General features: G+C 38.1%; 17 protein-coding genes and 4 pseudogenes. All 21 read right to left on the bottom strand.

Going from position 1 to position 19,628, the window contains the following annotated elements; translation table 11 throughout:
- Positions 1–40: 40 nt before the first annotated feature.
- The 21 genes and pseudogenes from H3Z85_05830 to H3Z85_05730 all read right to left on the bottom strand — a co-directional run bounded on the left by H3Z85_05830 (position 41) and on the right by H3Z85_05730 (position 19,627).
- Entirely contained in the window at positions 41–1,213 is a 1,173-nt protein-coding gene (locus H3Z85_05830; protein QPQ52921.1) for a DUF2062 domain-containing protein, read from the bottom strand.
- Positions 1,214–1,217: 4 nt separating this feature from the next.
- A complete protein-coding gene (locus tag H3Z85_05825; protein ID QPQ52920.1) occupies positions 1,218–1,694 on the bottom strand; it encodes a hypothetical protein in 477 nt (158 codons plus the stop codon).
- Positions 1,691–2,071: a 3-hydroxyacyl-ACP dehydratase gene (locus tag H3Z85_05820; protein QPQ52919.1), complete on the bottom strand. Its 381-nt coding sequence runs from the start codon at positions 2,069–2,071 to the stop codon at positions 1,691–1,693. The genes H3Z85_05825 and H3Z85_05820 overlap by 4 nt, the downstream gene beginning before the upstream one ends.
- Positions 2,072–2,093: 22 nt before the next feature.
- Positions 2,094–2,729: a hypothetical protein gene (locus tag H3Z85_05815; protein ID QPQ52918.1), complete on the bottom strand. Its 636-nt coding sequence runs from the start codon at positions 2,727–2,729 to the stop codon at positions 2,094–2,096.
- Positions 2,695–3,321 carry an outer membrane lipoprotein carrier protein LolA gene (locus H3Z85_05810; protein ID QPQ52917.1) on the bottom strand — a complete coding sequence of 209 codons (627 nt, stop codon included), beginning with the start codon at positions 3,319–3,321 and terminating at the stop codon, positions 2,695–2,697. Before H3Z85_05810 ends, H3Z85_05815 begins: the two co-directional genes overlap by 35 nt.
- Entirely contained in the window at positions 3,314–4,069 is a 756-nt protein-coding gene (locus H3Z85_05805) for a polysaccharide deacetylase family protein (protein QPQ52916.1), read from the bottom strand. Before H3Z85_05805 ends, H3Z85_05810 begins: the two co-directional genes overlap by 8 nt.
- 85 nt (positions 4,070–4,154) lie before the next feature.
- Positions 4,155–5,215: pseudogene (locus tag H3Z85_05800) on the bottom strand (beta-ketoacyl synthase chain length factor).
- A pseudogene (locus H3Z85_05795) lies at positions 5,212–6,410 on the bottom strand (beta-ketoacyl-[acyl-carrier-protein] synthase family protein). The pseudogenes H3Z85_05800 and H3Z85_05795 overlap by 4 nt, the downstream one beginning before the upstream one ends.
- Positions 6,411–6,508: 98 nt before the next feature.
- Positions 6,509–6,766, bottom strand: coding sequence for an acyl carrier protein (locus H3Z85_05790; GenBank protein ID QPQ52915.1), 258 nt, complete (start codon positions 6,764–6,766; stop codon positions 6,509–6,511).
- A 97-nt stretch (positions 6,767–6,863) separates the two neighbouring features.
- A complete protein-coding gene (locus H3Z85_05785) occupies positions 6,864–7,403 on the bottom strand; it encodes a 3-oxoacyl-ACP synthase (protein QPQ52914.1) in 540 nt (179 codons plus the stop codon).
- Between the two features lie 10 nt (positions 7,404–7,413).
- Positions 7,414–8,562, bottom strand: a complete 1,149-nt coding sequence (locus tag H3Z85_05780) for a beta-ketoacyl synthase (GenBank protein QPQ52913.1) — start codon at positions 8,560–8,562, stop codon at positions 7,414–7,416.
- Positions 8,559–8,987, bottom strand: a complete 429-nt coding sequence (locus tag H3Z85_05775) for an acyl-CoA thioesterase (protein QPQ52912.1) — start codon at positions 8,985–8,987, stop codon at positions 8,559–8,561. The genes H3Z85_05780 and H3Z85_05775 overlap by 4 nt, the downstream gene beginning before the upstream one ends.
- A pseudogene (locus H3Z85_05770) lies at positions 8,977–10,242 on the bottom strand (ABC transporter permease). The gene H3Z85_05775 and the pseudogene H3Z85_05770 overlap by 11 nt, the downstream one beginning before the upstream one ends.
- Positions 10,229–10,987 carry an ABC transporter ATP-binding protein gene (locus H3Z85_05765; protein QPQ52911.1) on the bottom strand — a complete coding sequence of 253 codons (759 nt, stop codon included), beginning with the start codon at positions 10,985–10,987 and terminating at the stop codon, positions 10,229–10,231. The pseudogene H3Z85_05770 and the gene H3Z85_05765 overlap by 14 nt, the downstream one beginning before the upstream one ends.
- A gap of 1 nt (position 10,988) precedes the next feature.
- Positions 10,989–11,984 (bottom strand): BtrH N-terminal domain-containing protein, encoded by a 996-nt coding sequence (locus H3Z85_05760; protein ID QPQ52910.1) that lies wholly within the window; start codon positions 11,982–11,984, stop codon positions 10,989–10,991.
- Between the two features lie 61 nt (positions 11,985–12,045).
- The gene (locus H3Z85_05755) at positions 12,046–12,450 is read right to left on the bottom strand and encodes a hypothetical protein (protein QPQ52909.1); all 405 of its coding nucleotides are present in this window, start codon (positions 12,448–12,450) and stop codon (positions 12,046–12,048) included.
- 545 nt (positions 12,451–12,995) lie between these two features.
- Complete coding sequence (locus tag H3Z85_05750) at positions 12,996–13,439, bottom strand: ABC transporter permease (GenBank protein QPQ52908.1); 444 nt, start codon at positions 13,437–13,439, stop codon at positions 12,996–12,998.
- Between the two features lie 6 nt (positions 13,440–13,445).
- Entirely contained in the window at positions 13,446–13,877 is a 432-nt protein-coding gene (locus H3Z85_05745; protein ID QPQ52907.1) for a hypothetical protein, read from the bottom strand.
- Positions 13,877–15,016, bottom strand: coding sequence for a beta-ketoacyl-ACP synthase III (locus tag H3Z85_05740; GenBank protein QPQ52906.1), 1,140 nt, complete (start codon positions 15,014–15,016; stop codon positions 13,877–13,879). Before H3Z85_05740 ends, H3Z85_05745 begins: the two co-directional genes overlap by 1 nt.
- 1 nt (position 15,017) lies before the next feature.
- Positions 15,018–15,932, bottom strand: a complete 915-nt coding sequence (locus H3Z85_05735) for a dialkylresorcinol condensing enzyme DarA (GenBank protein QPQ52905.1) — start codon at positions 15,930–15,932, stop codon at positions 15,018–15,020.
- 42 nt (positions 15,933–15,974) lie between these two features.
- Positions 15,975–19,627 (bottom strand): annotated as a pseudogene (locus tag H3Z85_05730) (MMPL family transporter).
- Position 19,628 lies beyond the last annotated feature (1 nt).

The following is a 19,628-nucleotide window of genomic DNA, read 5'->3' as shown; positions in this document are numbered from 1 at the left end:
TACAATCCTTCAAATCCTTTTATCTTATTGATATAGGAGCTTAGTTATTCTCTGGATTTAGCTTATTCAAAAAAAGAAATGTTGTGATCCCACAAATAGCAGACAGTGAAGTGCTTAAGATCAAACTTCCAATAACGTACTGGAGAAGATTATTCCTGATCAAATCAAAATTTAAATCCTGGCTGAGAATATCGCTGTCGCCACTTACAAATGGTGCGCCCAGAAACAGAGACGCTGCAATAATAAAAGGAATAAATGGTGGAAGGCTCACATTGGAGGCTACAAAGGCCAACACCTTATTCAGTTTAAAAAGAACAGAAAGACTGATCACAAGCAACGTCTGAAATCCCCAGAATGGAGAAAGCCCTATAAATACTCCCAAAGCTATCGAAAATGCTTTAGTGCGGTTACTTCCGTCACTTTCTAAGACATCTTCCTGTATGAATTTTTTAAAGCTTTTTTTTTTGAAATTATTCACAAAATTTCTCGGAATAATATAAAAAAGAGTAATCGTTACCAGAATAGTATTCAGAATGCTGATCCTTGTAAAGTCCCTGAATGGCCGGAAATGAGACACTCTTTCAGCCGGATCATACAATACTTTTATCGGAACATTCTTTACCGGGACATGCCTCCAGGCAGTTCTTACAATAATCTCAATCTCAAATTCAAACTTCGGAGTAAAATATTTCTTTGGTATTTTATGTAAAGGATAAAGTCTGTAACCCGATTGTGTATCTTCCAGTTTAATTCCGGTGTCAAACCAGAACCAGAAATTAGAAAACCTGTTTCCGAAGCTGCTTTTCTTTGGGATGCCGTCCTGAGACATATTTCTGTTTCCAATCAGCAGTACATCTTCTTTTTCTTGGAGAAGGGCATTAACAAAAACCGGAATGTCATCCGGATAATGCTGCCCGTCTGAATCTATCGTAACGGCATAATCAAAACCGAGCTCTTTTGCCTTTCTGAAACCTGTTTTCAGAGCATTTCCTTTCCCTTTATTTTCAGGCAGGGTTACAACCGTAATCAGCGGATATTGTGTAAGAATATCCGGTGTGGAATCTATAGAACCGTCGTTGATCACAATAATACTTTCGGTGTAATCAAGAACACCGTCGATCACTCTTTTCAGAGTTTTTTCATTATTGAAGGTAGGGATTAAAACACAGATCTTCTTTTCAGAAATTGCATTTTGTACTTGGGCGAGGGACATGGTTTTATTTTAAAGCGGCTCTTTCAGCCTCGGTAATGGTTTTGGACTGCATGGCAAACCTCTTGATATAGTTTTTTAAGGCTGTATTCTGTTTGCTGTAATTGTTTAATAAGAAGGCTTTGTCATCCTTCAGGCTTCCTCTGTATCCTACAATTTTCGGTATATTTTCCTGAACACTTAGTCGGATCAGACGCAGCTCAGCATTGTTTGGATTGCTTTTAATGACTCCTTCAAGGCTTGTAGCGCCCGTTTTTACCAGTGCTTTTCTATTGCCCTTAGAAACTTTTGCTTCCATGATTTTAGCCGCGGCTTTATATCCAACCGAGACAGGATCAGAGCCGGATTGCTTGTCTGCTATTTCAATAAATTTTTCTGTATTGGCAGTAGATTCATTGGCTTTTGCATAGCTGTTCCTCAATGCTTCAAGATCAGATTGAAAGAAAAAAATAAAAGCCGCTACGAAAGACAGGATCAGTTTCATGATGGTATTTTTTTATAGCTTACGGACAATTTTAATGCAATAGTCTCGCCAAAAGAAGTCGAGTTTTTTACTTTAACATCTTCTTCATTTTCGTTAATATCCAGTTGAAGAACCAGATCAGGGGTCTCAAAAGGATTGATAATGGCCATGAACTTCACATTGGAGGCCGTTTTTAAAAATAATTGAGAACCTGTAAACTCTTCGGTCAGTTCTTTAATGATCTGCATCATACAAACTCCCGGTGTAACCGGATTTCCCGGAAAGTGGCCCTTGAAAATATCATGGTCTTTATTTAAACTGATATGAGCAGTATACGCTCCGTTTTCTGCTTTTTCGTATGATTGTAAAGTATAAAAGTCTTTGAGAATCGTTTGCATACACTGTTTTTTCAGGTTAAAATTATTCGGTGTCAGTTATTTGAAATAGTTTGATATTGATCTTAAAATCCTTATGCTGCAGGCTTAAGCTATCTGCGAAGATAGGCTTTTTCGCATCAAAAGTAAAATCGATCTTTTCCTTATTATTTTTCGTGTAAATGATTTGTTTCAGCAGGTTATTCTCTTTGTTAAAGAACAGATAATAGCTTTTTGGGTCTGCCTTTGAAAGGTAAATTCTTGAATGGTCATTTTCAAAACTTTCATTGACGGGATATTGTCTTTTCAAAAGCTGTTGGAAATCATTCTTCAGAAAATTAATGACCATCTTCTTGTCGAGATCGGGAAGAACATAATGAAGCTTAAAATCAGTATCCGAAACCTCAAAATCAATAAGTTTATTACCGAAATCAGAAGTTAAAGCTACTCTGTGAGTAGATTCATTCAGTTTTTTAATAATCAGGATACCGCTTATATGGTTGCTGTAAATATCCATTTGGCATTTGTAAACATAATCTTCTCCGGACGAAAAATACAAGTTCTCAACCATTTTTTCTTTGGCCGGAACAGGCGTTGCCCCTGTAAGCTGATAGCCCTTACAAGAGACTGCCAGAACTAAAATCAGACTATAAACTAAACTCTGACGCAGGAATGGAAGCATTGACCTTGGTATTTTTGAAAACGATATTTGTAGTATCTCCGGAAGCTTCCGTCATATTCACCTGGGAAACCGTTGACTGGTTCTTGGGAAAGTGAAGCTCAATCTGTTTGATATATTTCAACAGCTGAGAGGTCTTGGGAACAAATCTGGCAATAGTATAATTCCCGTTTTTGAAATACGTTACCGTAAACTCAGGATCATTAAACATAGTTCCGTTTGAGCTTCCGACAATAAGCTTGTTGATCTTCTCAAAGGTTTTACTTTTGGCATCTACAGAAGATTTTTTCCCCTGGTCATTGATGTATATTTTGTTACTTTTAAAAACAATGCTGTATTGGTAAGGTTTTGTGTATTTCCAGCTCAGCATATTCGGGGTCTGCAGAGACATCTTTCCATAGGTAATGATGCTTTTATCCAGAAAATCCATTTTCTTGGTCTGGGTAAAATCACTTTGCAACGTCCTGATCTCTTTGGTTTCCGAAGAAACTTTTGAAACAAATGCTTTGGCTTCAGCTCCCGACATTGCCGTATTTTGGGCAGAATAAAGACCCGAAATCAGTAAAAATGCTCCAAAAGCAATATTTTTAATCATTTTTCTTTGAATTTATAATTGAATCAACAGTGAATGTTGAGTAGTTTTTATTTTTCAAAAATACTAATAAATCTGCCAGTACACGATAGGTCTTGTCTGATGTATCGTGAAGAAGGATAATGCTGCCCTTTCGTAGATTCTGGGTTATTCTTCGAAAGATTTTCTTTTCGTCACCGGTAATGGTATCCAGGGAACGGACATTCCATCCAATACTTTTTTTATGTGTTCTTATAATGGCTTTTGCAATATTGGGGTTGGTAACACCAAATGGGGGTCTGTATAAATCCGTTTTTATATTTCCTGCCTTCTGTATGACGGTGTCACAGTTCTCAATTTCAGCAATCATTTTTTTTGTTGATAAAAAGCCTGTTGAATTGGAATGTGATAAGGTATGGTTTCCGATCGTATGTCCCTCAGCAATAATTCTTTGAAAAGTTTCAGGATATTTTTCAATCTGTTTTCCGATACAGAAAAATGTGGCTTTTACCTGGTGCTGCTTTAAAAGATCTAAAAACTTTGGGGTAAATTCTGTAGGACCGTCATCAAAAGTCAAGGCAACTTCTTTTACTTTTGTTCGTTTATGAGTGATACTGTTGACGAAATATCCAAGTTCAATATCAAAAGATCCCCAGACTACAACTGCAGAAAACCCCAGAAAACATGCCAGATATACCCATAAACTACTATGGAACGCATAAATAAAAACGTTGCAGAAAAGATAAAACAGGATGAATGGATAATGTTTCATTGCTGGTTGCTGTATGTATGTTGAACTCGTCTTTTATTGTCCCTCCGGATGACCAATAGACCCCTATTATTTTCAATTCCAACAATTATGCCTTTTCTAATAACATCAAACTGTGATCATGACCTGCCAGGTGGTTGTAAAGAAGTATATTTTTCACTTCCTCCTTTTTCTGCGCATTGATCATCATGACGTCCGGAATCTGTTGTTCCTTGAGAATATGACAGGCTATGAAGGTAGAAAACCCGCTCGCTGTATTAAATTCACCGCTGAGATGTTTGTAATATAGCAAAGCCGAAGAGGGAAATGCTTCCATTGCTTTTGCATAATAAATATCGGATTGAGCATCTCCACTGAAACCAAGGATGACAGCATCAATATCCTGAGCTGAAAGATTATTTTTAGTCAAAAAATCATTAATAAAGGGATGAACTTCCTCCAGGTCCAGAGTATTGATGATCTGTATATTTTGAAGTTTTGCATAGGAATTTTCTGTTTTATCTTTCCCTACCACAAAAAAACTGGCCCCTTCACCCCAGATCACCCCATTTGTTGTAGAATCCAGGTAATCGGCGGGAAGATCGGTTTCTTTTTTATCGTGTTATTTAAACAATAAAGTTCCATCGTTCTGTCCGTCTGCTCATCGGTAGAGCCTACCAGAATATTTTCAGCCTCTCCGTCATTGATCTGAAGCTGGGCATCCAGTAATGAAAACTCCAGTGCAGAAGAAGTATTGACGTAAGTGAAATTATAGGCATGACACTGCAGTCCCAGAGCAATCTGTCCCGCAACCGTATTATGGGTAGATTGAATGAAAAATGTGGGTGTCAAAAACTCTTCATGATTATCAATCACATTTTTCAGGAACTTTTCAGAATCCTGGGAGCATCCCATTCCTGTTCCTGCAATAATAGCATCCGGTTGTGATATTCCAGCCTCCTGTAACGCGTAGTGAGAGGCTACAGAACTCATTTTTACTGTTTTAGACATCCTTCGGATTACAGCCGGAGGAATGAATTCTTTATAATTGGGTTCTATCGCTTTGATGATCTGAGCTGAAACTTCAGGCTTCAGATGATGGAGAATATTTTCGTTTAAAGTGTCCTGAACAGAGATGCAGGATGCACTGTTGATGTATACTGCACTCATGCCTTTGAAAAAATTAAGGTAGAACAATTACCTCCAAACCCGAAAGAATTGGAAAGAACATGGTCGATATTCTTTTCTTTTAATTCTGTTACAGGGATCAGATCAAACTCCTGCATTTTTGTTTTGAAATTCAGATTTGGGAAAATAAGTCCATGCTTAATAGCCAGAATTGAAAAAACAGCTTCAATTCCTGCCGCTGCGGCTAAGGTATGCCCTGTAAATGCTTTTGTAGAGCTGAATTCCGGCACCTGGTTTTCTCCAAAAATCCTGATCATGGCAATTCCTTCTGACAGGTCATTATTCGGAGTTGCCGTTCCGTGAACATTGATGTAGCTAATCTCTTCTTTTGCCAGCCCAGAAGTTTTCAGAGCCTTCTCCATAGCCAGAAATGCACCCTGGCCGTTTTCAGAAGAGGCTGTCTGGTGATGGGCATCATTGGCATTTCCATATCCGGAAAGATAGGCTAAAACAGGTTTGTTTTCTTTTTTACCACTTCTTCAGATTCCAGCACCAAGAAGGCTGCAGCTTCTCCAAGATTTAAACCCTTTCTGTCATTATCAAAAGGTGTATTGTAAGAATCTGTGAGAATCATCAGCGTATTAAACCCATTCAGGGTAAATTTTGAAAGTGAATCTGTACCTCCTACAATGACGCGGTCCAAAACTCCGTTTTTGATCAGTTTTGCCCCCATCATAATAGCATTGGCAGCAGAAGAGCAGGCAGTGCTGATGGTAGAAACCATCCCTTTTAATCCTAGATAGTCTGCAATAGCCAAGGAAGAATTGCCGGCATCATGAGCGTCAATATATTTTTGCTTTTCAGGAAAATCTTCATAAGAGTAGAAGTACTTTTCGGTGATATCCATTCCTCCTACGCTGGTAGAAGAAATCAATCCGGTCCTGTAGCCGTTGATATCTGAAATCTGAGCACTTTCTACAGCTTCTTTTGCGGCCACCATACCCAACAGAGATGTTCTTGTCACATGATTGTCTTCATTAAGGTGAAGCTTCTGAACAAGTTCTTCATTGGATAATTTTATTTCACCTGTTTTGATGGCTCCGGAATGTCGGGTTTCAAACATTTGAATATCTGAAATCCCATGTTTCCCGGATTGCAGGGAAATAAAATTTTCCTCCACGTTGTTTCCGATAGAGGAGATGATGCCCATTCCTGTAATGGCAATTTTTTGACCCATGGTATTATATCATGTACCTATCTAACAATTACCAGTTTACTAATAACTATTTTTTTAGTATGGGTATACTGCTAGATGGGCACACTGTTACATTAATTTTATTTTGTTCTGTTGTCTTCGATGAATTTAGCCATTACTTCAATGGATTGGAAAATTTCCTTTCCTTTTTTAGGATCAGCTAATTTTATTCCGTAATCTTTATCAAGAAGAACGATCAGCTCAAGAGCATCGATAGAATCAAGTCCCAATCCTCCTCCAAACAACGGATCCGTATCTTTGATTTCTTCTACAGCTACATCTTCAAGATTAAGAACTTCGATAATTTTGTGCTTTAATTCCGTTTTTAAGTTTTCCATAATATTATTTTAATGTAACAATATATCAATGTACCGGTTGACCAATTATTTTACTGCTCCAAGCATTGGTACATTATTCAATTGGTACATTGTTAGATTATAATGTGAGCAAATATACAAAAGCTTTATAATTTTCCTGAAATAATTCGACCCAGCCGCATAATACTTTATCTGCCTTTCCGGATTGGAGGATTTGCTGTGCGTAATTATTTAAAAAATTTTCATCAAATTCATCCAAAACAAAAAAAGCATTCTCTGTCTGCATTTTGTGTTTAATACTGATTTCCCCTACACAAATGTTGGGCAGGGTGTAAACAAAGACCGCCGGGCTGGGGAAGTAATTCTCCTGAGAATTGATACTTTCCTGGTATTTAAAGTCAGTATCCAAACTGGATGATTGGTTAGCAAAAACCAAGGCGGTTCTGCTATGATCTTCCTCTTTTAGTAGCATTTCGGCAGCGAGAAAAGCTAATTTGCTCAAACTGTCCATTTTATGAAACTTCGGATAGCTCAGGCCTAAGCTTTTATAAGCTTCTTTGGCAAATTCCGGGAAGGTGTTGCTTTCGGTTTCAAAAATAAGGTTTCCGTCAACGATTATTTTTGAATGTTCTATGGTGCAGGTATTCGTTTTCTCCATCTTCCTTAGGTTAACATTTTTCCAATACAATAGCTGCATTACAGCCCCCAAACCCTGAAGCTGTTTTCAAAATATACCTGATGCTTGCAGGCAGGTTTGCTTGAATGATATTCAACGATTGTGATACTCCTGTCTCTTCAAAGTTTTTAGAAGGAAGCAGCATATTGTGCATGGCACTTTCCATGGAAATGATACTTTCCAATAGCCCGGAAGCACCGAGACAATGTCCGTAGAACCCCTTCATGCTGTTTAAAGGGACATTTTGCAGTTCCATTCTGTTAAAAGCAATAGCCTCCATTTCGTCATTATAAAGGGTAGCAGTACCATGGGCAGAAATAAAATCAAGGTGTTCAGCACGTACCTGTGCTTCTGTCATTGCATTTTTGATACTGGCGTATAAACCGTCACCTGTTCTTGAGGGCCCGGAAATATGATTGGCATCATTGATGGCGGAATCTCCTAAGACTTTAAATCTGAATTTTTCGTTTTCGGAAGGCTCTGAAGTAATATAAGCAGCTGCTGCAGCTTCCCCGATATTGATCCCGTTTCGGTTTTTATCATAAGGCTGACAAGGCCCGGTAGCAATAGCCTGGAACGAATTGAATCCTGAAATAACAAATTCAGAAAGTTCATCCCCGGCCACCACAAAGGCATCTTTATATTTTCCCGCCCGGATCATATTTTTGGCCACGGCAATAGCCATTACTCCCGAGACACAGGCATTGGAAACCACGATTGGTTTTGTTGTAAATCCGAAGAAATCAGCAATTTTCTTTGCCATAGATGACAGGTAAGCTCCTTCCGGTACATCGGGCTGGTTTTTAAGTAAGCTGATGTTTCCCTTCGTCGTGGAAAGGATAAAGGCTGTGTTTTCTGTAATATCATGTTTTTCAATCAATGGCTTCAGGCTCAAAAGCAGCATCTTCTCAAGTCTTGTGAAGTGCAACTGATGATTTTGATCCTGGCCAAAGGTTTTGAAAAACCTTTCCTCCAGCGTTGGAGAATCAATCATGGAGGTGTAAAAAGCTTCCTGATGTTCTGCAATGCGGTGAGAGGCTACTCCGGATTTTCCTTCAATAAGGGCATTCCAGTTAGAATCGATATCAAATCCTAACGGAGTAACGCAGTTATAATCGGTGATATATATATCCTTCTTCATGATAGTCCCATTTTATCTTTCCAGGTTTGAAAAAACTCCGGATTATACAGGCAGAGATTACCTTCATTATCCAGAAATACCTGAATAGTTTCCCCCGTACAAACCAGATTTCCTTCCTGGTTGAACAGTTCATATTTATAGATGAGTTTTGCAGAAACGGTATTGATAAAAGTGGTCACAATAGTAAATGTTTCTCCGTATTTTAAAGGAAGAAAATGCTCGCATGTACTTTTCACAATAGGCGTTACGAATCCTGCCTTCTGTATGTCCAGGTACGTAAGACCGTGCTGGCGGCCGAATGCTTCTCTACCGTCTTCAAAATAGACAATATAATGCCCGTGCCAGACAATTCCGAGTGGATCTGTTTCGTTGAAGCGTACTCTTACTTCTTCGGTACAGCTTAATATATTTTCGTTAGACTGCATTTTGTTTCTTTTCGTAAAAAATGGAAACGGATACGGTGGCAAGGTAAAACAAAAACAGGAATACCAGTTCTTTGGCAATACCTCCGATTCCGCTGTTTCTTAAAATAATATCATAATAGGCATTCAGTCCCCAGTTCATGGGAGAAAATTTAGCGACGGTCTGCATAAATTCAGGCATTAAAAATACGGGAACCCAGATTCCTCCAACCGCGGCCAGTACTACTACAGAAGTGGCACCAAACGGAGCCGATTGTTCCTGGGTGTCGGCAATGGTACCGAGCAAAACACCGAATCCTATTGCTGCAAGCCCGGCAAATAAGGTTACCACTATAAGCTGAGCCATTTTTCCGGAAACATCAAACGCGGGAAGATCCATATAGGGGAAAAGATAGATTCCCACCGCTACCATCAGTAAAAACTGAATCATACAGATGATAAGATAGGTGCATGTTTTTCCTAAAATATGGATAAAATACGGCGTAGGGCTTATTCTTGCTCTTACGCTGGTACCCTGACTTTTTCTTTAACAAGGTTAATGGATAAGGGCACTACGATGAAAAAGATCGCAAAAAGAGTCCAGGCCGGAACATTATGCTGAACGGAATTCGGTATGATATCCATCCCTTTTTGAGGGGTGATTTCTTTAAAGCTGATCAGGTTTTTATTTTCGTCAAGGTTCTCGGTAGTTCCGAGCTGGTCCTGAAATGCTTTATAGATCTTTTTGTTTTCAATTTCAAAGATCATTTTGTTAACAGAGTTCATGACAGAGTTTTTTGAATCCTGCATTGGTAGCGGGATCAAAGTATAAATGAATCTCCTTGGCTTTGGAAGCTGCTTTTGTCACTTTTGCAGAATCATTTTCCAGTCCGAAAGAGCTTACAATCGTCTGAACTTTTGAATCTATATTGGAATTTAGATCTTTTGTTAAATTTTCAGGAATAACGATAGCCATCTGATAATCTCCTGAGAATACAGCTTCCTGAGCCGATTTTTCATTGAAGTTTGTCAGCAGCTGGAAGGTTTTGCTGTTTTCCAGTTCCCCTTTTATATTTTTTGAGACTTCAGATTGATCATTATCAATAAAAATAATAGGAATTTTTGATCCTTCCAGGTTTTTAAAGGTAGAATCCTGAATCAGGGTAATGGTTACAATCAGAAGCAACGGCATTACGAATATGATGACAATTCCTCCGATATCTCTTTTCAGCAGAAGAATTTCCTTGATAAAGCTTCTCCACAGTTTATACAACAACATCTCTTAATTCTTTTCCGGTTAGTGAAATAAAAACATCTTCCAGGTTTTCTGCATGGGCAATCTGGGAAACCAGTTCTTCGGGAGTTCCCACAGCATGAATTTTCCCATGATCGATAATGGCAATTTTTGTACAGAATTCTTCAGCTTCCGAAAGGTGGTGAGAGGTATAAATGATGCAGGTTCCCAGCTTATTCAAGTCCAGAAGGTAATCAATAATTGCTTTTTTTGACTGAACATCAACTCCTACAGTCGGTTCATCGAGGAATAATACTTTAGGATTATGAAGTGTACCCGCGATGAGGTTACAGCGGCGTTTCATCCCGCCGGAAAACTGACCAACCTGTTTATCTGCAAATTTTGAAAGTCCCATAATTTCCAGAGATTCATCAATTACTTTTTTAAGCTGCTTATGTTGCAATCCATATAAACTTCCGAAGAACATGAGGTTTTCTCTGGCTGTAAGCGTTGGATACAAGGCATACTCCTGAGGAACAATACCAATGATCTGCCGAATTTTGAACCCGTCTTTTTGAGGAGATAGGCCATTGATGGTAAACTGCCCTGAAGTTGGTTTTATCAATCCCGAAAGCATAGAAATTAATGTGGTTTTTCCAGCTCCGTTGGGGCCAAGAATTCCGTAGATCTCATTTTTGTCGATATTCAAAGAGATATTATTGACAGAAAATTCGTCGGAATTTTTGTACTTTTTGTAAAGGTTTTTAATCTCGATCATATTCTCCGCCATATCAGATTGCTTTTCTCAGTTTTTTATAGAAAGCCTCTTCCAGGTCTGCAATATGCAGCATTGTTTTTGAAAGTTCGTGGTAAATATTACTTTTTGAGTTTCTGTTTTTATACACACGGGCAATATCCACCGCAAAATCCCTCCAAAGATCACCAATGGAGGTAATTTCTTTTGATAATTCTTTTAGTTCGTCATTTTTAAGAATGACTGAAGCTTCCTGCAAAAATGCTCCATAAATAAATCTGAATCCGCCACCGCCGGTTCCGATTTCTTCCTGCATCCTGATCAATTGCCCAAGATAGTGATTGGTAACTTTCGTTCCTTTCTTTTCAGCCCATTTCGGGATGCTTTTGGCAACCCATCTCATGGCTTTTACCCCGATAAGCGGTACCGGTGCCAGCATATTTTTACAGGTATCTTTGATTCCTTTTTTAATCGCTTCTTCCAGGTTGATATTTTCCGGGACGTAAACAGGATAGTACATATGGCCTTTTGGAGGAAGTGCTCCCTTGGCATACCTTACTTTTTCGAGTTCTGCTTCGGAGAGGGAAGTTACATAATCCATGACAGGGTCGCTGATCAGGAATTTTCCGTCTTCTTTACCATACACCACAAGGTTATGGGCATTGAAGTGAAACTTGTATTCTTCAGGGAAATACGTAAGGTTAAAAACACCTACCTGAAGTCCGGTGGGTATATTCTGTTCTAAATTTCTTTCTAAAGCTGCCTGGGCATCTTTAGGGTTTGAGAATTTCTCTCTTTTGATTTTAATTCCCAATCTTTTGGCTGCCTTACTGAAAATGGCTCCCGGCATCGGACGATAGCTGAAACCCGGAGCAAAATTTACCTTTAAAAAGGGAAGGTATACAAAGAACAGTCCTGAGCCGATCCCGAAAATCATCGGTTCACTCAGTTTAAGACCTTTGTTAAGCAATAGATTGGAAGCGACACCGTTCTCGCAATGTGCTGTCTGATGGTGTTCAAAGTTTAATTTCATGTGCAGCTTATATCTTTTTCATCGGTTTAATGAAATATGGCATAGCAGGATGCGGATTCATTTATTTTCCGTTGAAGTTTTTTAATTCATTGACTGAAATTCCGAATGCATCGGCATATTTTTTCAGTACGGTTTCGCTTAGTGTTTTAAAATTTTTTGGTTTAAAATGTCTTTTTACCCTCCATTGCCACATTCCTACATAAGAAGACAATACACCCGGATCCATTTTATTGAGTTCCATAAAATAAACGATCGGGCTTACGATATTATTGGCAACGTTTTGCTTGGCTTCTTCAATTCTCTCATAGATGAGTTCCATCGATTCATCCAAAGCGGCTTTCTTTGCATCCCAGCCTGTGCTGTTTGCAGTGGTGTAGTTATCATTTTCATCCGTTACGTACAAGACCTCAGTCATGTTCGCAGATTTCAGATTACTTTCGTCTTGGGGTAGGTTCTGTTTTTTCATCTAAATAATGTTAATTTTTTTAGATTCCAGGTGAAATAAGGTTCACCTGTTCTGATTTTTAATCAGGTGGCTAAAATAGTGAAAATACATTATATGTAAATCATATTAATTAGGAGCCTGCTGTGACCGTGAAAGAGAAGAGACTCAGTGATTTTCATTGTGTTTTTATGGTAAGGTACTATTTCTTTTTTTCATGTAATGGGACAAAAAATATGAAAATATCCGTTGTCATAATATCATCAGGTGCATGGAGACAAAAAGAAATTATCGATTATCAAAAGTCTTTGTTTAATTCATGAGGATAATTCCGAATGATGCTACATGAGGTAATTTTCCAATGCTGATTACTCGATAAAGTACATAAAAAATGCTCCAGTTTTTTTATAAATAAAAGAGTTGGCTTCCAGCACGGGTTCCACGGATTTCCAAAATGTTTCACGTGAAATATTCGTTTGTTTGCTATAAGTTCCCGATTCGGCCAGAGGTAATTTTAAAAGAAAAAAGCCATACTTCAGTACGGCTTTTGTTATATTTTATTTTCATTTTTACGATTCTATCTCCTGAATAAACAGGTTGATTTCTGCCCGGATTAATAATTCGTCATTATTAAATGTTTCACAGAAGATGTGACAGACATTTTCAAACTGGGAAATGAGTGAAGCTTTGGAGATAATTGTATCATTGACTTTGGGAAGAGCAAAAACCTCAATTTTTTTGATATTGGTAATGAAACCGATTACTCTGGTATCAGCTTCGGGATTTTCAAAGAAGCTTTGTCCGAGAATAGAGGAGCAGGTCTGGGCCAGATTTTCAATTAAACCGGCTTCTACAAACTCGTTGTTGTGAACAAATATATTGTCTTCTTTTATTTCAAAGGAAGTCATCACTTTTTCTTGGGTCAGTTCCAGGATGTAATCTGCCATCAGCATCGGGTCACGATGCGGCAAGAAGTTATGTATATTGATGAGGTTTTCTTCCTTTATTTCCATTTCCAGTTATTTTACAGCGGTTTTCATTTGAGACCTTGCAATGACCTCTCCATTCAGTTTTGTTACAATATCCACCAGTGTCACACCCATTACTTCATTAAGTATGGTTACTTCGGAGGTGAGCTGATCTCCGGTTTCGGGTAGTTTTTCAGCCTCAAAAGACTTGATGGCGCCAATATATCCGGTCGGGGCATCTTTTCCCAGTAAATAGTATTTATATCCTGTATGTAAAGCGACGCTCTGGGCCTGGTGTTCAATGAGCCCCGAGGCCTGAAACTGTCCTTCCTGAACGAAAAGATTGTTTTCTTGTATTTCAAATCCTGAAATCAGGTGATTTTCTGAATACTCTGATAGCTCATGAACCATTACAAAAGGAGAACGTTGCGGAATAAGGCTTTCTACAAAATCTTTGTCGGATGATGGTAATCTGTTTTCCATTAGCAAACGGTTAATAGGGAGCAGGAATAAGCAAATCTTCCACTTTCAGGTACACAAAGAAGTACTTTCTCTCCCTTCTTCAACGTTCCGGAGTTCATCAGTTCTTCCAGGGCGATAAAAATAGATCCGGCACCGATATTTCCGACTTCAGAAAGGTTATAGAACCATTTTTCGGTAGGGAAATCCATTCCTTTTTTAGCGAATTCTTCTTTTAATCCTTCTTTGAAGTAACCGGAAGAAATATGAGCTAAAACATGATCAATTTTTTCTGGGTCAAGGTTATGTTTGTCAAAAGAAGCTCTCAGACTTTCGGCTCCTTTTACCAGAATATATTTGTCAAGTATTTTGGTGTCCTGCTTGATGGCAAAAATAGATTGTCTCAGCCATTCGTCGGAAGGATAATCTGCCCAGGACTTCAGAGTTCCGTCCTCTTGTTTTTCGCATCCCGCGTACATACAGGCTTCTATTTCGTGAGCGTACGAATAGAAATCAATAAATTCTATTTTTAAAGAGATTCCGTTTTCTCTTGGTTTATTTTCTAAGAGGAAAGAGCCGGCACCGTCAGAGAGCATCCATCTCAGAAACTCTCTTTTGAAGGCAATGATAGGTCTTTCTTCCAGTAATTTTAAATTTTCTGCCTCATGATTGAATTTATCTGCTGTCATCCATGAAGACATTCTTTCGGAACCTGCACAAACGGCATTCTCCTGTACACCTGCTTTTACAGAAAGGAATCCATAGTTGAGTGCATTCATCCCAGAGTTACAAAGGCCGGTTGCAGTATTAATTTCGATAGATTTTCCGATGTTCAGCTCACCATGTACCATAGAAGCATGTGAAGGCTGGATCTGATCCGGAGAAGTTGTTCCTACGGATAATAATTTCATATCCTCTTTTTTGAAATTTTCGTCAAAAAGTCCTTCAATTGCTTTGGCTGTAAGTTGCGCATTAGTGTGCGTAGGATTTCCTTCTTTATCTAAAGCATAATATCTTGTCGTGATTTTATTGTTTCTCAGGATAAGGGATCTTGCTTTAGAGGGCGCATCATTGATAAGCCCAAGATAAGTCTCCATTTCATCATTCGCTACCGGCTCATTGGGTAAGTATTTTGATGCTTTTGTTATAAATACGTCGTACATTCTATTTTAAATTAATTCCTTGTAAATATCTTTTTTGCTTTTGTCTTTTAAACCAAAATATAGGGGTGGTGAGAAGGTGTAACACCAAGACGACAGGTGAGATAATCCATATCGCTGCCATCAAATATACCTTAAAGAATTTTATCAGCAATGGACGTTTCTCTTTTTTCTTTATAATCAGATTAGACCAAACGGTGAAAATTTTATTACCCACCTTTTCTACACGTACCAAAAATGCCCTGATTTCAATGGCCCCATTTTTAACCAACTCCGGTTGAAGACTATTTAGCTCATTATTTTTTATATGTCTTTCAATAATCTCGCCATACTTTACAGAACCGGAAATCTCTTCATCAGAAATCCCGGCTGCGGGCAGCATTCCCGACTTTTCTTTTTGGCCCGTTGTCAGCCACCGAAGGATTGTCAGCACGCTGGTATAGTTATCATGCCTGTCTACCAGAGCTATATTGCCTACCAACTGAGCTTTTAAATCCCTCAAATAGACCTTGAGCTTCTCCTGAGATAGCATCCACATATTTCTGGTCCCTGAAATGGTAACTACAGGAGTATCTTTGAGAATACGCCCGGCATAACCACTTTTTAAAAATGAAATAATAGGAATGGATGGTGTGAGATACCATACCTGATAGCCAAACAGGATGAGGTCATATTTTTTGTTTAAAATTTCCTCTGACGGAGGAAAAATTTCTTGGGGAATCTGCAGATAAGACTCCGGAAAAGTATTAAAAAAAACATCACCAGGCCATGGAAAAGGAAAATCTTTCCTGAGCTTGATATTATAATACGTAACGTCATATTCTTCCTTTTTGGCTTCAAAAGGCTTGGCTATATTTCTTACAATATCCTCCAATTGACCGGTCTGAGAATAGTATATGACAAGTATATTTTTTTTCATGGGATTTTTTTAGTGTTTACAAAAGTATGTTTTTCATATTTATTATTTGATTTTAAATACTTTTATGGTATCAGAACTGAATTTTAATACATAATTTTCATTTTCAAACGGACCATTTCCGGTGTCGACAAAAACAATGGTTTCAGGATAAGCCTTAAGGACATCCGGATGAAAGCGATCATCTGAGACCAAAAGTACATCAATATGTTTATTGACTTCGGAAAGGTCTTTTATATAATGAAGTTTCCTTTTTTTACCAGGTAGCTGTGGGCTGCTGTTTCTCTCTTGTCATCATCTTTTATCCATGAGAAAATTTTCCGGCTGGCCTGATATAAAGTTAATAAGGCATCCTTTTGTCCGAAATCATTTGCAATATGCAAAATGGTGGCATCAGCCGGGATGTGTTTGTTCAGTTCAAAATAAACAGACTTATTGGTGTTAAAATCTCTCTTTACCTCTTGTACCACATCGCTGTCCTTATATAAATAACTAAGGAGTAATTGTTTTTTAAAATAGTTCTCATCTTCGGTTTCCGTCCTTAATCTGGCAAATTCTTCCCTGAAACTGGCGTTGATCTTTTTGGTTCTTTCTGAATAATTTTTTCCAAAACTAAGATCGTCCTTACTGATTCTGTTGCCTACTTTTACAGTAATGCTTCCATCGTAAATGATAAAGTCGCCTTTTGGCAGCACTTCGGAATTCCCGTGAATATAAATGGGAAGAATATCAAGCCCAAATTGTTCAGCCAGGTAAAAAGCTCCTTTGTGAAACCTTTTGATATCATTGGTGTAGGAACGTTCTGCCTCTGGGAAAACCACCAGTGAGTATCCCTGGTCAATTTTTTCCTTCAGTTGGTCCATTCCGTTTTCAATTCCTTGTGAAACAGGATAAAAGCCTAATGCCCGTACGAGTTTTCCAAAAACAGGCGATTGGTAGACCCAATCGTTGACCAGATAAATGATTTTGTGAGTGGTCATCGCTATGGCTAAGGTATCCAGGAAAGAAGTATGGTTGGCAATAATCACAGCCGGTTTGCTGAAATCTTCAGAAGGATTTTTTATTACTCTTTTCTTGACAAAAGGATTGGAATATAAGACAGATGTTAAAAACTTAGCCATCAACAGTTTGATCAGATCTAATGTTTTCCCTTTTGCATTTTTAACGAAGAAGCTTCCTGATACTGAAAATATAAACCCACCCAGACCATAATACAAAAATGAAATAATAGAATTTAAAAACAGCCTGAAGGTAATTGGTGAAAGTCCTTTTTTGGCCCGGTTGGTGATTAGTAACCTGAACCAGAAAGGGTATAAGGTAGAGGTAATAACAATAACGGAGAACATTCCGATCAGCGCGACAAGGGCCAAAGAATGTAAAGCCGGATGCTTGGCAAAGATCAGGGAGCCGATGGAAAGAATAGTAGTGAAAACAGCCAGAATGATGGAGGTTCTATACGTTGGTAATTCATTTTTCCCTTTGGTATGTTCTTTTTGCATAGCCTGTGTCAGGAAAATACTGAAATCATCACCTACCCCAAAAACCAGTGTACAAACAACGGTACTGAAAATATTTAATTCCAAACCTAAAAAATAGAGAAGGCCCGCCGTTACCACTCCGGTTAAAACGATCGGAAACATGGTAAGAACCGTGAGTTCAAAATTTCTGAAGAACACAATAATCGTTAAAATAATGGCCAGTAAGGAATAATTGATAAGGGTATTGAAGTCCCGTTTGAGCAAGCCCAGGAAATTCTCATTCATTTGCTGACGGTCGATTGCGAGGGCATCGTGCCTGTTTTCAATGTCTTTTATAAATGCGTCTCTTTTGCCTTCATTTACTTTTACCACATTAGAAACGGTATAGAAACCATTTTCATTATTCAGGAATTCTGAAATTTGCAAGGCTTTTACTTTCTGATAGTCTTTGAGTTGCAGGGTAGAATAGTTTTTATGCAGCATCTCATTGAAATGATCAAATGCAGAGCTGTTGAATCCGAACTTATTTCCGTTATGTACAAGCTCAGAAATGGTTTGATTCTTTTTATCACCGGTCCAGAAGGTTTCCCATTCCTTAATTTTATTTTTTTGATCTTTTTCGGAAAGAACAACGTTTCCTATAGAATTGTAACTCAGTATTTTTCCTTCTTTTTTCTCTTTTTCAAGAAAGCTGCTCAATTGTGAGTTTCTGGCCAATGCTTCCTCTTCGGAATTTCCGTAAGAAATCGTGTAAATGGATTTTGAAGTAATGTCTGAAAGCTTTTGAAGTTTCGCTTCACTGATTTTTAATTCTTTCGGGATATAATTCAGATCTCCGATATCCTCATTAAAACCAACATGCCTGAAGCCAAACAGGCAGGCAATGATGATAACTGAACATCCAATAATTAAAGGTTTGTTTTTCTCGTACGGATAAGAACCTATCTTATCGATAAAGTTTTTATTAACCTTCTCACCCTGTAATTTTGGTCTGTAGAGCTGAGGTACAATAATAAGGGCTGAAATTGAAGATAAAATAACAGTAATTGCGGCAAATAGTCCCAGATCTTTTAATGCTTCAGAACGCACAAAAACCAGGCATAAAAATGAAACCGCAGTGGTTGCGCTGCTCAGGATAATAGGTTGTGTAATTTCTTTATAAAGCTCTTCAATATTGTTGTTGTGCTTGTAATGGGTGAGAATATGAAGGGCATAATCTATGGTAATTCCAATAAGAATAGCACCTACACTTAACGATATAGCCGAAATTTTATCCTTGATAAAGTATAACACCAATAAAGCAAGTAAAACAGAAAATACAGTTGGAAGAAAAACGATAACGGGAGTGAAGAAGTTCCTGAAATAATACATCAGCAGCACCAACAATACTGTCATAGAAATCATTACCGTATTCTGGATATCCTTTTTTATTTGTTTGGCATTGGCAACTGCAATGACCGGAGATCCGAAATAGCTGAGCTCTGTTTTACCTTTAAATTGTGTGTTGATCTGGTCTTTTATACTGTTCAGTTGATCGACAAATGCTTCGTTGGCCTTCGTATCGTTGCTTTTGTTTTTGGGATCAATGAAGAGCAGAAGGTTCTTGCCATCTTTGGTGACGATGTAGCTGTCTTCAAGCTTGAAGTCCTTACTGATGTTTAAGGCATTTAATTTTTTGATTCCTAAAAAAGTAAGTCCTAAAGGATCTTTTTTGATAAACTCTTTGGTGACAAGGCTGATGGGAGATACCAGAGACCTGTAATTGTTCTCTACCTGCTGGGCAATACTGTCTTTCTGAAGCTTCCGGTCGATCTCCTGATAATCATTTTGATTAAGGAAAAGGGGCAGGTTCTGACTTACAAAATCAAATGTTTCCGAAATTTCATTATCATTTACTTTTCCCTGAACAGAACTGATGTATTTCTGTAAAGGGTCAATTTTTTGTAAAAATGTATCCGCAGTCTCAGAAAGCTGAAAACTGTCTTCCCTGGATTTATTTTCTATAATGACGATAATTTTATCCGAAAAATTAAGCTGTTTAAGCACTTTGGCGGTCAGGTCGGATTTTTCGTTTTTAGGAATGATCTGATTGATGTCTTCTTCAAAATTGATCTTTGAGGCAAAAAAAGCACATAAAGCAGCAATCCCTAGTGCTGTCATTATAGAGATGATCTTGTTTTTTGAGATCAGATAATATAAAAATATGAAGAATCGATGCATT

Source organism: Chryseobacterium indologenes, from assembly GCA_016025055.1.
Classification (GTDB): Bacteria; Bacteroidota; Bacteroidia; order Flavobacteriales; family Weeksellaceae; genus Chryseobacterium; species Chryseobacterium indologenes.
The sequence above is the reverse complement of the archived record's forward strand: the minus strand, read 5'-3'. Positions and strand labels throughout refer to the sequence as shown.

Coding starts and splice junctions, on each gene's coding strand:
- H3Z85_05820 (QPQ52919.1), bottom strand. CDS start 2,071: ATGCAAACGATTCTCAAAGACTTTTATACTTTACAATCATACGAAAAA.
- H3Z85_05760 (QPQ52910.1), bottom strand. CDS start 11,984: ATGAAATTAAACTTTGAACACCATCAGACAGCACATTGCGAGAACGGT.
- H3Z85_05830 (QPQ52921.1), bottom strand. CDS start 1,213: ATGTCCCTCGCCCAAGTACAAAATGCAATTTCTGAAAAGAAGATCTGT.
- H3Z85_05755 (QPQ52909.1), bottom strand. CDS start 12,450: ATGAAAAAACAGAACCTACCCCAAGACGAAAGTAATCTGAAATCTGCG.
- H3Z85_05825 (QPQ52920.1), bottom strand. CDS start 1,694: ATGAAACTGATCCTGTCTTTCGTAGCGGCTTTTATTTTTTTCTTTCAA.
- H3Z85_05745 (QPQ52907.1), bottom strand. CDS start 13,877: ATGGAAAACAGATTACCATCATCCGACAAAGATTTTGTAGAAAGCCTT.
- H3Z85_05805 (QPQ52916.1), bottom strand. CDS start 4,069: ATGAAACATTATCCATTCATCCTGTTTTATCTTTTCTGCAACGTTTTT.
- H3Z85_05810 (QPQ52917.1), bottom strand. CDS start 3,321: ATGATTAAAAATATTGCTTTTGGAGCATTTTTACTGATTTCGGGTCTT.
- H3Z85_05790 (QPQ52915.1), bottom strand. CDS start 6,766: ATGGAAAACTTAAAAACGGAATTAAAGCACAAAATTATCGAAGTTCTT.
- H3Z85_05775 (QPQ52912.1), bottom strand. CDS start 8,987: ATGCAGTCTAACGAAAATATATTAAGCTGTACCGAAGAAGTAAGAGTA.
- H3Z85_05750 (QPQ52908.1), bottom strand. CDS start 13,439: ATGGAAATAAAGGAAGAAAACCTCATCAATATACATAACTTCTTGCCG.
- H3Z85_05780 (QPQ52913.1), bottom strand. CDS start 8,562: ATGAAGAAGGATATATATATCACCGATTATAACTGCGTTACTCCGTTA.
- H3Z85_05735 (QPQ52905.1), bottom strand. CDS start 15,932: ATGAAAAAAAATATACTTGTCATATACTATTCTCAGACCGGTCAATTG.
- H3Z85_05740 (QPQ52906.1), bottom strand. CDS start 15,016: ATGTACGACGTATTTATAACAAAAGCATCAAAATACTTACCCAATGAG.
- H3Z85_05765 (QPQ52911.1), bottom strand. CDS start 10,987: ATGGCGGAGAATATGATCGAGATTAAAAACCTTTACAAAAAGTACAAA.
- H3Z85_05785 (QPQ52914.1), bottom strand. CDS start 7,403: ATGGAGAAAACGAATACCTGCACCATAGAACATTCAAAAATAATCGTT.
- H3Z85_05815 (QPQ52918.1), bottom strand. CDS start 2,729: ATGCTTCCATTCCTGCGTCAGAGTTTAGTTTATAGTCTGATTTTAGTT.